General features: G+C 70.8%; 14 protein-coding genes. 10 read left to right on the top strand and 4 right to left on the bottom strand.

The features are described 5' to 3' along the window. Positions 1–39 precede the first annotated feature (39 nt). Entirely contained in the window at positions 40–1,464 is a 1,425-nt protein-coding gene (locus ACYF6T_RS19720) for a cytochrome P450 (RefSeq protein ID WP_461698093.1), read from the top strand. A 206-nt stretch (positions 1,465–1,670) separates the two neighbouring features. Then, a complete protein-coding gene (locus tag ACYF6T_RS19715; RefSeq protein ID WP_461698092.1) occupies positions 1,671–2,516 on the top strand; it encodes an aminoglycoside adenylyltransferase family protein in 846 nt (281 codons plus the stop codon). On the opposite strand, the gene ACYF6T_RS19710 is transcribed toward ACYF6T_RS19715, so the two are convergent. Both ACYF6T_RS19710 and ACYF6T_RS19705 read right to left on the bottom strand, forming a co-directional pair. Continuing rightward, entirely contained in the window at positions 2,488–2,694 is a 207-nt protein-coding gene (locus ACYF6T_RS19710; protein WP_461698091.1) for a tautomerase family protein, read from the bottom strand. The genes ACYF6T_RS19715 and ACYF6T_RS19710 overlap by 29 nt on opposite strands. A gap of 46 nt (positions 2,695–2,740) precedes the next feature. Beyond that, positions 2,741–3,496 carry an SDR family oxidoreductase gene (locus ACYF6T_RS19705; protein ID WP_461698090.1) on the bottom strand — a complete coding sequence of 252 codons (756 nt, stop codon included), beginning with the start codon at positions 3,494–3,496 and terminating at the stop codon, positions 2,741–2,743. A 97-nt stretch (positions 3,497–3,593) separates the two neighbouring features. Here ACYF6T_RS19705 and ACYF6T_RS19700 point away from each other — a divergent pair, with 97 nt between their 5' ends. The 3 genes from ACYF6T_RS19700 (at position 3,594) to ACYF6T_RS19690 (ending at position 5,695) form a co-directional block, all read left to right on the top strand. After that, the gene (locus ACYF6T_RS19700; RefSeq protein ID WP_461698089.1) at positions 3,594–4,457 is read left to right on the top strand and encodes a helix-turn-helix transcriptional regulator; all 864 of its coding nucleotides are present in this window, start codon (positions 3,594–3,596) and stop codon (positions 4,455–4,457) included. Between the two features lie 52 nt (positions 4,458–4,509). Beyond that, the gene (locus ACYF6T_RS19695; protein WP_461698265.1) at positions 4,510–4,830 is read left to right on the top strand and encodes a GatB/YqeY domain-containing protein; all 321 of its coding nucleotides are present in this window, start codon (positions 4,510–4,512) and stop codon (positions 4,828–4,830) included. Positions 4,831–4,954: 124 nt separating this feature from the next. Beyond that, positions 4,955–5,695 (top strand): class I SAM-dependent DNA methyltransferase, encoded by a 741-nt coding sequence (locus tag ACYF6T_RS19690; RefSeq protein WP_461698088.1) that lies wholly within the window; start codon positions 4,955–4,957, stop codon positions 5,693–5,695. Between the two features lie 47 nt (positions 5,696–5,742). Here the strand turns inward: ACYF6T_RS19690 and ACYF6T_RS19685 are convergent, their stop codons facing one another. After that, the gene (locus ACYF6T_RS19685) at positions 5,743–6,309 is read right to left on the bottom strand and encodes a dihydrofolate reductase family protein (protein WP_461698087.1); all 567 of its coding nucleotides are present in this window, start codon (positions 6,307–6,309) and stop codon (positions 5,743–5,745) included. 133 nt (positions 6,310–6,442) lie between these two features. Beyond that, positions 6,443–6,676: a DUF5302 domain-containing protein gene (locus ACYF6T_RS19680; RefSeq protein WP_461698086.1), complete on the bottom strand. Its 234-nt coding sequence runs from the start codon at positions 6,674–6,676 to the stop codon at positions 6,443–6,445. Positions 6,677–6,828: 152 nt separating this feature from the next. Between ACYF6T_RS19680 and ACYF6T_RS19675 the strand changes: the two genes are divergently transcribed. From ACYF6T_RS19675 to ACYF6T_RS19655, 5 genes are all read left to right on the top strand, one after another. Beyond that, positions 6,829–7,209, top strand: coding sequence for an acyl-CoA-like ligand-binding transcription factor (locus ACYF6T_RS19675; RefSeq protein WP_461698085.1), 381 nt, complete (start codon positions 6,829–6,831; stop codon positions 7,207–7,209). Between the two features lie 86 nt (positions 7,210–7,295). Beyond that, on the top strand, positions 7,296–8,252 hold the full coding sequence (locus ACYF6T_RS19670) for a helix-turn-helix domain-containing protein (RefSeq protein ID WP_461698084.1): 957 nt from the start codon (positions 7,296–7,298) through the stop codon (positions 8,250–8,252). Between the two features lie 124 nt (positions 8,253–8,376). After that, on the top strand, positions 8,377–10,167 hold the full coding sequence (locus tag ACYF6T_RS19665; RefSeq protein ID WP_461698083.1) for an FAD-dependent oxidoreductase: 1,791 nt from the start codon (positions 8,377–8,379) through the stop codon (positions 10,165–10,167). A 2-nt stretch (positions 10,168–10,169) separates the two neighbouring features. Then, positions 10,170–11,216: a maleylacetate reductase gene (locus ACYF6T_RS19660; protein WP_461698082.1), complete on the top strand. Its 1,047-nt coding sequence runs from the start codon at positions 10,170–10,172 to the stop codon at positions 11,214–11,216. After that, on the top strand, positions 11,213–11,754 hold a 542-nt coding region (locus ACYF6T_RS19655), incomplete at its 3' end, for a dioxygenase (protein ID WP_461698081.1). The genes ACYF6T_RS19660 and ACYF6T_RS19655, both read left to right, overlap by 4 nt.

Genomic DNA, 11,754 nt, shown 5'->3' with positions numbered 1-11,754 from the left:
CGGGCGAGTGACCCCACCCTCACAAGGAGTGAGCGCCTGATGAGCGCCCCCACCACGGCTCCCCTTCCCACCCCCACAGCCCCCGGCGCACTGCCCCTGATCGGACACGGTCTCCGCCTCGTCCGCGACCCCCTGCCGTTCATCACCTCACTGCGCGACCACGGCAGTGTGGTGCGCATACGCATCGGCCCCACACCCGCCTACGTCGTCACCGACCCCGCCCTGGCCCGCCGTGTCCTGGTGACCGACGCCGCCCACTTCCCCAAGGGCGGCCAGTACTACGAGGCCCTGCGAGTCTTCCTCGGTGACGGCGTGGCGACCGTCGCCGACGGCGACACTCACCTGCGCCACCGCCGTCTGATGCAGCCCATGTTCAGCAAGGCGCACATCGCCGAGCGCGGCAACGCCATGATCGACCAGGTGCGGGCCATGGTCGGTGCCTGGCCCGCCGCCGAGCCCCGCGACGTGTTCGCCAGCATGAACGACATCACCCTCGCCACATTCCTCGTCGCCGTCTTCGGCGCCAACCTGCCCGCCCACCTGGAGGGCGAGTTCACCGCCCTCATGCCCGAAATCATGAGAGGAACGATTCGGCAGGTCCTGCTTCCGCCCTGGCTCACGCGGCTGCCGCTGCCCGCCAACCGCGCACACGCCGACCGCGTCGCCCGCCTGCGCACCCTCATCGACCAGGCCATCGACCACCACCTGGACGCCACGGCAGCCGGCAACACCCCATCGGACGCTGCCTCCGACACCGCCTCCGACGCCCAGGCATGCCCGCACGCGTCCCAGGCACGCCGACAGCACAGCGGCCTGTTCGAGACCCTGCTCGAGGCCGAAGACCAACTCGGCCGCCGGCAACTCCAGGACGAGGCCATCACCCTCCTGGCCGGCGCGATCGAGACCACCGGCACCACCCTCGCCTGGGCGCTGTACGAGATCGCCACCCACCCCACCGTCGAACGACGCCTCCGCGAGGAACTGGCCGCAGTGTGCGAGGACCGCCCGCTGCGCTACGACGACATCGACCAACTCCCCTACGCCCGAAGGGTTCTGCAGGAGGCCCTCAGGAAATACGGGGTGTCCTGGATGGTGACCCGGACCACCGCCCGCGACATCGTCCTCGGCGGACACCTCATCCCCGAAGGCGCCGACGTCGTATGGAGCCCCTATCTGCACCAGCACGACCCCTCCCACTTCCCCGACCCCGACACCTTCGACCCCGACCGCTGGGAGGCGGACCGCGCCGCGGGCACCCGAGGGTCCTTCCTCGCCTTCGGCGACGGCCGCCGCAAGTGCATCGGAGAGAACTTCGCCTGGGTCGAGCTCCAGATCATCCTCGCGACCCTCCTCCAGACCTGGCCCCGGTTCACGCTGACCTCCCCTCCCCCGCGGCCCCAGGCCGTCATCACCGTCAAACCCGACACCCTGACGATGGAGTTCCATCCGCACCCGACCCCCTGACCAGCCGCTCCACCGGCCGTGGCGCAGCCGGGCACCAGCCGGGGTGCGCGGTGACGTGGTCACACATGGCCCCGCCGCCAGCGCATCCCGACCCCGGTGCCGCGCCACGGCGTCGGGACGAGACGGCCAACCTCGCGGTTCTCCCACGCCCCGCCTCTCCGGATAATGCGGTGCGGCCGGCCGAAGCCTCAGGAGAGGCTGATGCGGTGAATCAGGTTCAGGAGATTCCGGGGCTGGTCGACGGTGTGCTGGGCCCCGACGTCATCGGCACCTATCTCCACGGCTCCTGCGTACTCGGTGGACTCAGGCCGGCCAGCGACGTGGACGTGCTGGTCGTCTCCAGACGGCGCATGCACGATCAGGATCGACGCACGCTCCTCGATGGACTGCTCCAGATCTCCGGCCCCTCCAACCAGGCACGCCCGGTCGAACTCACCGTGGTCGTCCAGTCCGAGGTCCGCCCGTGGCGGTACCCGCCGACCGGCGACTTCCTCTACGGCGAGTGGCTGCGCGCCGAGTACGAGGCCGGGATGGTCCCCCGGCCGGAGCCGATGCCCGATCTGGCACTGCTGATCAGCATGACGCTGTCCGGCGACCACCCCCTCACCGGGCCGCGCCCCGCGGAGGTCCTCGACCCGGTTCCCCAGGCCGACCTGGTCCGGGCGAGCGTGGCGGGCATCCCCGGCCTGCTCAACGACCTGGACAGCGACACCCGCAACGTCCTGCTGACCTTCGCCCGCATCTGGACCACGCTCGCCACCGGTCAGATCAGGTCGAAGGACGCCGCAGCCGACTGGGCCCTCGCCCGGCTCCCACCGGAACTCCGTCCCGTCCTCGAACACGCCAGGCAGCTCTATCTCGACTGCCCCTACTTTGAGGAGAACTGGAGGGATGCGTTGCGGGCGCGGGTGCGTCCGCACGTGGACCACGTGCTCGCGGAGATCGACCGACTGTGCGCCCTCGACGCGCGTGCCGGGGAGGTGACCGACCGGTCCGCTCCTGACGAGCACCTCCCCGCTTCGCTCAACTGCGCCCGAGAATCTCGGCGTTGAGGATCCTTCCGCCCAGGCTCCAGCCGCCGTCGGCGATCTCTTCGAGCACGACGAGGGTGTTGGCGCGGGCGCGTTCTCCGTAGACGTCGACGAACGCGTCGGTGACGGCGTCCTGCAACTTCTTCTTGGACTCGGCCGTGAGGGTGTCCGCGGGAACCTTGAGGTTGGCGAAGGGCATGAGATCTTTCCTCTCAGGTGATGGTGATGGGTCGGGGAGCGTGCCGTCAGGCCATGCCTCCGTTGGCCCGCAGTATCTGGCCGTTGACCCAGTGCCCTGCGTCGCTGGTGAGGAAGGCGACCACGTGGGCGATGTCGTCCGGCGTCCCCAAGCGCTCCAGCGGTGGGGTCTTCGCCAGCGCCTCGATCTGCTCGTCCGTCTTGCCGTCCAGGAACAGGTCGGTTGCCGTGGGACCGGGAGCGACGGTGTTGACGGTGACGTTCCGGCCGCGCAGTTCGCGCGCGAGGATCAGGGTGATCGCCTCGACGGCGCCCTTGCTGGCGGCGTAGGCGCCGTACGCGGGGAACTGGGTGGCCACCACGGAAGTCGAGAAGGCCACGAAGGAACCACCCGGGCGCAGCCGGCGGGCGGCCTGCTGGGCCACGACGAACGTGCCGCGGATGTTGGTGCGGTGCAGGGCGTCGAGGACGCTCAGGTCGAGGTCGGCGATCGGGGCCAGGGCCGCCCGCCCGGCGCTGTTCACCACGACGTCGATGCCCCCGAACTCGGCTTCCACCTGATCGAAGACGGAGGCGACGGCGTGTTCGTCGGCGACGTCGGCCTGCAAGGCGATCGCCTGACCGCCGGCCGCGGTGATCGCCTTCACCGTCTCCTGGGCGGAGGCGGAGTCGCTCGCGTAGTTCACGGCCACGCTCAGGCCCTCGCGGGCCAGGCGCTCGGCGACGGCCCGCCCGATGCCGCGCGAGCCACCGGTGACGAGGGCGACTCGACGGGGCGCTGCAACAGTGTCGGTGGAGTTCATGACTGCCACGATGCGACCCTCCGGCAGCGCGTACCAGGGGATGTCATCCCCTGCGTCAGCGGCGCACCGGACGGCCGGCATCGCGCAGACTGGGTGTGTGGCTTACCCGAAGTACACCGAACTCGGCGCATTCCTGCGCTCGCGGCGCGAGCGCATCCGTCCCGAGGACGTCGGCCTCGTCGCCGGCCCCCGCCGCCGTGTGCCGGGGCTGCGCCGTGACGAGGTGGCGCAGCTCGCGGGCGCCTCCGTCGACTACTACAACGAGATCGAGCGGGGCGCGGGATCGCAGCCCTCGGAGCAGATGCTCGCCGCCCTGGCCCGCGCGCTGCGCCTGACAAGGGACGAGCGCGACTACCTCTACCGCCTCGCCGACCGCCCCCTGCCCGCGCACGGCGGCCCGCAGTCACACGTGCATCCCGGGATGATGGACCTGCTCACCCGGCTGACCTCGACCCCGGCACAGGTCATCACCGACCTGCACGTCACACTCGTGCAGAACCCCCTCGCCGTCGCCCTGCTCGGCGACCAGTCGGGCTTCCGCGGCAAGAACGCCAGCTTCGTCTACCGCTGGTTCACCGACCCCGACGCGCGCCGCCTCTATCCCGAGGCCGACCACGACACCCAGTCCCGCTCGTTCGTCGCCGATCTGCGCGCCGCCGCGGCACGCCGAGACGCGAAGGACTCCCAGGCCCACACCCTGATCGCCGACCTGAACGCCTCCTCACCCGAATTCGCCGCCCTGTGGTCCCAGCACGAGGTCAGAGTCCGCCGCAACGACCGCAAGCGCATCAACCACCCCCAACTCGGCACCCTGGAGGTCAACTGCCTCAACCTCTTCAGCGAGGACGGCCGGCAACGGCTGCTGTGGTTCACCCCCGCGCTCGGCACGGACAGCGCCGACAAACTCGACCTGCTGGCGGTCATAGGAACACAGCGCACAAGTTCGGCGGCGCCGCTGTAGGGTCACCCGCATGTCCCTGCGTCTTCGTCTGCGTCAAGCACTGCCGGAAGCCATGCGCGCCCGTGACAAGGCCGCGGTGAGCGCCCTGCGCACCACACTTGCCGCGCTGGACAACGCTGAGGCGGTGCCCGTCAACGACGCCGAGGGGCGCGGCATGGCCCTTGAACAGTCGCCGGTCGGTGCCGGTGCCACCGAAGCTGCGCGGCGCGAGCTGAGCGAGCGCAGGGTGGCGGATGTCGTACGCGCCGAGGCCACCGAGCGTCTGGCGGCCGCGGCACAGCTGACCGCGCCCGCGCACGCCGACCAGGCCGCGCGACTGCGCGCGGAGGCCGCCGTACTGCTTGGTTTCCTCGACGGTCCCAGCAGCGCGTAGCAAGCACGCAATACGGGGAGCGGGTGCTGCGCTCGTACCTGTCACTCCGCCCAGCCCACTGACCCGCTCCGGCCGAGGTAAATGCGTCGACAGTGCCCCCCGGCGCCCGGCAGAGTGGCCGCCCGTGACGAGCAGTGAGCTGTGGACCCGTGCGACCGCCGACCGCTACGACGCCGAGGAGAGCGAGATGTCCTCGCCCGCCGTCCTCGGACCGACTCTCGACTTCCTCGCAGAGCTCGCCGGAGACGGCCGGGCACTGGAGTTCGCCATCGGAACCGGACGAGTGGGCGTCCCCCTCCGAGAACGCGGCGTTCCGGTGGCGGGCGTCGAACTGTCCGAACACATGGCAGCGGTCCTGCGCCGCAAGATCGATGAGGACATGTTGCCGGTGACCATCGGGGACATGGCCACCACCGTCGTGCCCGGCGAGTTCACCCTGGTCTATCTCGTCTACAACACCATCTCGAACCTGCTCACGCAGGACGAGCAGGTCGAGTGCTTCCGCAACGCCGCACGCCACCTGTCACCCGGCGGCCGATTCGTCATCGAGCTGGGCGTGCCGCCGCTGCGGTTGCTGCCGCCCGGCCAGGTCGCGGTGCCGTTCGACGTCTCCGAGCGACATCTCGGCTTCGACACCTTCGACCTGGTCGAGCAGGTTCTCGTCTCGCACCACTTCACCCGCGACGGCGACGACGGCCGCTACCGCCGCGGCAGCTCCCGGCACCGGTACGCCTGGCCGGCCGAGCTCGACCTGATGGCTCGGATCGCCGGACTTGAGCTGGAACGCCGCGTCGCGGACTGGGACGGGGCGCCGTTCACCCAGGACTCGGCGAAGCACGTCTCCGTGTGGCGCAAGCCGGCCTGAGGTCGGCCACCGGGCCGTCAAGTGCGTCGCGCCGGGGAGGCTGCCGCTCAGCGCCTCGTCTCGTACCTGGTCAGCACCACGCCACCGGGAAACGTCCGCGTCTCCACGAGGTTCAGGTTCACCCAGCTGTCCAGCGCGGTGAAGAACGGCGTGCCGCCGCCCACCAGAACCGGATGGGTGGCGATCGCGTACTCGTCGATCAGCCCGGCACGCATGGCCGCTCCGGCGAGCGTCGCGCCGCCGATGTGCATGGGGCCGCCGTCCTCGGCCTTGAGCCGGGTGATCTCAGCGATCGCGTCGCCGGTGACCAGGCGGGTGTTCCAGTCGACCTTGTCGATCGTCGAGGAGAACACCACCTTCGGCGTGTCCCGCCAGTTCCGCGCGAACGCGGTCTCCGCCGGGGTGGCGTCGGGCTGCTGGTCGCCGGTCGGCCAGTAGGAGCTCATCGTCTCCCACAGCTTGCGCCCGTACAGCGACAGGCCACTCGCCTGCTCCTGATCGAGCCACCACTGGAACAGCTCGTCGCTCGGCGGTCCGCTCCAGCCGATGTCGTCGCCGACCGCGGCGATGTAGCCGTCCAGGGTCAGGTTCATGCCGTAGATCAGTTTCCGCATGGCCCAGCCTTCCGTACGTGGGTGTCCGGCGTAGAGACCGGCGTGGCGCGGGAAAGTCATCGGTGCGCAGGCGCCGGCCGTCGCTGCTTCACGGGCCTCGGGCTGGTCGAAGACCCGTCAGGGTGGGCGAGGATCAGCCGCCGCTCTTACGCCGGAACGACCGCTGGCTCGCGGCCGGGCCGTGTGCGCCGCGGATCTTCGAGGTGTCCGCGTGGGCGGCACCGTCCACCGACTCGCTCCGCTTGCGGGCAAGAGCCTCACGGAACTTGCGCTTGAGGTCGTAAGTGCCCTCCTCGTCGGGTGTGAGAGGGGAGGACTCGGCGTCGGCCGGCTGCGGACCTTCGGCCGACGAAGACTCGCCAGTCATGATGACCTCCTGGGCTGGGACAGTGGAGGGTCCAGCCTGTCACACATCGACCGGAACCCACACCATGATCGTGCACGGCGAGCGGAGTTCGGTGCCGCGCGGCGCGTTTTCCGATGCGTCCGCTGAAGGACCGAGGCCATGAGAGCCTTGCCGTGCTCGCCTCCCGGCCCGAGAACGAGACACGCTGGCAAGCGCTCCGGCACACCTTCCGCGTCACCACCAAGACGTGGGACGAGGCGCCGCAGCAAGCGTTGCACCACCTGCGGATGATCAGGCAGGCGCCGTCACTGCGCGCCCGTTACTGGGAGAAGCAGCTCAGCTGGCACGGGACGCTCCTGCCGGAGATCGCCCGCCGGCAGAGCGCCGACGCGGACACCCGCACGGACCTCCGGCCGGACGCCCTGTTCGGGTCCGCGCTCGCCTGCCTCGACGCGGCCCTCGCCTGGGTGGCATGCGAGGCCGCGGTGCCCGCCTCGCTGCTGCTCGATCGCACGATGGCCACGCTCACTCCGCAGGCCCTCCGGGACTCCTGAGTGCCCGAAGCCGGTCGCGGGGCGGTTCAGCGCCTTCTTCAGCCGAGAGTGCCGGAATCTGGGATAACGGTCTTACTCTCAGAACCATGCATTCCGCGCCCCCAGCCGCAGCGGCGCCCCGCCCGGCGCGCGCCTTCTCGACGAGCCAGGTCCCGTCTGCGGAGCGGCTGCGGGCCTGGGAGCAGCACAACGCCGACGCCCTGATCGCCCTCAAGTGCCGCACCCACGGCGGCGAGGACTTCCGGGCGCGCGAGGACAACCTCGACCTCGGCCGCGTCCATCTCGCCCGGGTGCGTGCCACGGCACACCTCGTCGAACGCCCCGCCGACCTCATCGAGCGGCGGCCCACCGGCTCCGTCGCGATCTACGTCTCCCTGCGCGGGGAGGCGCTGTTCCAGCAGGCGGGCCGGCGGCAGATCATCCGTCCCGGGGACGTGCTGGTCTGCGACGCGGACGGCAGTTTCGTCCGCGGGTTCGGCCAGGGGCTGGACGAGCTGGCGGTGCGCGTGGACCGCGGCGCGCTGCCGGACGGCACGCGAGCCGGGGAACCGCTCATCGTCCGGCGCGACGAGGGCAACCCGTACGGTCGCGCGATCACCCGCCTCGTCGGACGCGCCGTCGGCGTGGAGACCCCCACCCGGCCCGACGAGCAGACGATCGTCGATCTCGCGTCCGCACTCGTGGGCGACGGCGCCACCCGGCCTTCCGTCGTCCACCGCGCGCTGGCCTGCGCCCACGTCGAGGACCATCTGCACGATCCCCGTTTGTCGGCCCCCGGGGTCGCCGACGCGATCGGCATCAGCGTCCGTCAGCTCACCCGCGTCTTCGCGGACGCCGGCACGACCTTTCCGCGCTACGTGCTCGGACGGCGTCTCGAACGCGCCCACGGCCTGCTGACCGGCCCCGGTGCCGGTGAGGCCCGCACGGCGACCGTGGCGACCACCTGCGGTTTCAGTTCGGTCGCCCACTTCTCGCAGACCTTTCACGCCCGCTTCGGCGTCACCGCCGGCGAGTTGCGCCGTACGGCCGCGAAGCGGCGCTGACGACCCGCGGCATACGGATTTCGGCCGTCCGCCGCGCCATCCCGTAGTGGCCGACCGGGACGGGGCGCACGCTGCCTTCAGAGCCCCGCGAGCAGAACCCCGCGAGCAGAAGGTGAGCGGCCCCATGCCCGACTTCAACGACGGTCAGCGCGAGACCGAACTCCCGGCATCGTCGCAGGTGGAGACCGATGTCCTGGTCGTCGGCTCCGGCCCGGCCGGTGCCTCGGCGGCCTTGTTCCTGTCAACCCTGGGAATCGACAACATCGTGATCACCAAGTACCGGTGGACCGCGAACACCCCCCGCGCGCACATCACCAACCAGCGGGCGATGGAGATCTTCCGCGACATGGGCATCGAGGACCAGGTACTGGCCGACGCCACCCCGCACGATCTCGTCGGGGACACCGTCTTCTGCACCTCCATCGCGGGCGAGGAGATCGGCCGCATCCACACCTGGGGCACCCGCCCCGACCGCGAGGCCGACTACCAGCTGGCCTCCCCCTGCCTCACGGTGGACATCCCGCAGACCCATCTCGAACCGATCCTCATCAAGAACGCCACCGTCCGCGGCACACAGACCCGCTTCTCCACCGAGTACCTCTCCCACACCCAGGACGACACCGGCGTCACGGTCCGCGTCCGCGACCGGCTCACCGGCCACGAGTACGACATCCGCGCCAAGTACCTCATCGGCGCCGACGGCGCCCGCTCCAGGGTCGCCGAGGACATCGGCCTGCCGTACGAGGGAGCGATGGACATCGCCGGCTCGATGAACATCACCTTCAAGGCCGACATCGCCTCCTACGTCGGCCACCGGCCCTCGGTCCTGTACTGGGTGATCCAGCCGGGCGCCAACGTCGGCGGGATCGGCGCCGGACTGGTTCGGATGGTCCGCCCCTGGAACGAGTGGCTCATCGTGTGGGGCTACGACATCGACTCCGAGCCCCCCGTCGTCGACGAGACCGAGGCGATCCGCATCGTGCGCCAGCTGCTCGGCATCCCGGACCTGGAGGTGGAGATCACCGGCACCAGCCTCTGGGGCAACAACGAGATGTACGCGACCCACCTCCAGAAGGGCCGCGTCTTCTGCGCCGGTGACGCCGTTCACCGCCACCCGCCGAGCAACGGCCTGGGCTCCAACACCAGCGTCCAGGACTCCTACAACCTTGCCTGGAAGCTCGCCGCCGTCCTGCGCGGGCAGGCCGACCCGTCGCTGCTGGAGACGTACTCGGCGGAGCGTGCGCCCGTCGCCAAGCGGATCGTCACCCGCGCCAACAAGTCCAGCCGCGAGTTCGCCGACATCTTCCAGGCCCTCGGCGTCCTCGACGCCAGGGACGAGGACGAGATGCGGGCCCTCATCGAGGAGCGCAAGGCCAACACCCCCGAGGGCGCCGCCAAACGGGCCGCGCTGGTGGCGGCGATGGAGACCAAGAACTACGAGTTCAACGCGCACGGCGTCGAGCTCGGCCAGTTCTACGAGTCCGCCGCGGTCGTCTCCGACGGCACCCGCCCCGCCCCGAGCAGGGACGAGGACCTCTACTACGTCATGTCCACCAGCCCCGGCGCGCACCTCCCGCACGCCTGGGTCGGCGACAGCGTCACCAAGCTCGCCCTGATGGACCTGGCGCCGTACACCCGCTGGACCCTGATCACCGGCATCGCCGGCGAGGAGTGGGCAGGCGCCGCCGAGAAGGTCGCACAAGACCTCGGCATCCCGCTGGAGACAGTGGTCATCGGCCCCGGCCGCGAAGTCACCGACCTCTACTACGACTGGGCCAAGCTGCGCGAGGTCGAGGAGTCCGGCGCGATCCTGGTACGCCCCGACAAGCACGTCGCCTGGCGCGCCATGAGCCTCGCCGACGACCCCGAGGCGGCCCTGCGCGGCGCCCTCGCCCGGCTCCTCGGAAAGGCGTGACCGTGCGCTTCCTCCACGAGACCCTGCCGCAGCGGGTCGTCTTCGCCCCCGGCGACGCGCCCGCCGCCGTGGCCACCGAGGTGTCCGCGCTGCAGGCGTCGAAGGTGATGCTGATCGCCACCCCCGCCCTCGCCGACCGCGTCGGCACGGACCTGCCGGTCGCGGTCCGGCACGACGAGGTCGTCATGCACGTCCCGGTCGACGTGGCCGAACGCGCCCGCAAGGCCGCCACGCAGGGCCGCGTGGACGCGCTGGTGTGCGTCGGCGGCGGCTCGACGACCGGCCTCGCCAAGGCGGTCGCGCTGACCACCGGCCTGCCAATCGTGGCCGTCCCCACCACGTACGCCGGCTCGGAGGCGACCAACGTCTGGGGCCTGACCGAGGGGGCGGTGAAGACGACCGGCGTCGACGCACGCGTCCTGCCACGCTCGATCGTCTACGACGCCTCACTGCTGCTGAGCCTGCCGGTGAAACTGTCCGTGGCCAGCGGCCTCAACGCCCTCGCCCACTGCGTCGACTCCATGTGGGCTCCCCGCGCCGACCCGATCGACCGGGCGCTGGCGGGGGAGGGCATCCGCGGTCTGGCCCGGGGCCTGCCCGCCGTGGCCGCCGACCCGACCGGGCTGGAAGGACGCGAACAGACCCTCTACGGTGCCTACTTGGCCGCGGTCGCCTTCGCCTCGGCCGGCTCGGGCATGCACCACAAGGTCTGCCATGTGCTGGGCGGCATGTTCAACCTGCCGCACGCCCAGACCCACGCGGTGGTCCTCCCGTACGTCCTGGCCTTCAACGCGCCGTCCGTGCCGGAGGCCGAGCGGCGCATCGCCGAGGCCTTCGGCGCCCCCACGGCGGTCGCGGGACTCGCCGCCCTGCGCGCCACGCTCCACGCCCCGCGCGCCCTGCGCGACTACGGCATGCCCGAGGACGGCATCGCCCGTGCGGTGGCATCCCTCCTCGCCGCGATCCCCGCCGACAACCCCACCCCCGTCACCGAGGAGAACCTCACCGCGCTGCTGCGCGCGGCCTGGGAAGGAAGTGAGCCCGCATGACCCTCCACGACGTGTCTCCGGAGCAGGCGGCCCGCGAGGAAGACCTGATCGCACGGGTGCAACGCTCCTTCGACGCCTGCGACAACCCCCGGCTGAAGGAACTGATGCAGGCGATCGTCAAGCACCTGCACGCCTTCCTGCGCGAGGTCCGCCTCACGGAGGAGGAATGGAGCAAGGGCATCGAGTTCCTCACCGCCGTCGGCCACCTCACCGACGACAAGCGCCAGGAGTTCATCCTGCTCTCCGACACGCTGGGCGCGTCCATGCAGACCATCGCCATCAACAACGAGGCCTACGGTGACGCCACCGAGGCCACCGTCTTCGGTCCCTTCTTCGTCGAGGGGTCTCCCAGGATCGAGGCGGGCGAGGACATGTCCTTCGGAGCCGCCGGCGAGCCCTGCTGGGTCGAGGGAACCGTCCGCGACATCGTCGGCACGCCGATCGGCGGGGCGAAGATCGAGGTCTGGGAGGCCGACGAGGACGGCTTCTACGACGTGCAGTACGACGACGACCGGGTGGCCGCCCGGGCCCACCTGTT

It is taken from the genome of Streptomyces sp. 7R007, from assembly GCF_054850255.1.
The sequence above is the reverse complement of the archived record's forward strand: the minus strand, read 5'-3'. Positions and strand labels throughout refer to the sequence as shown.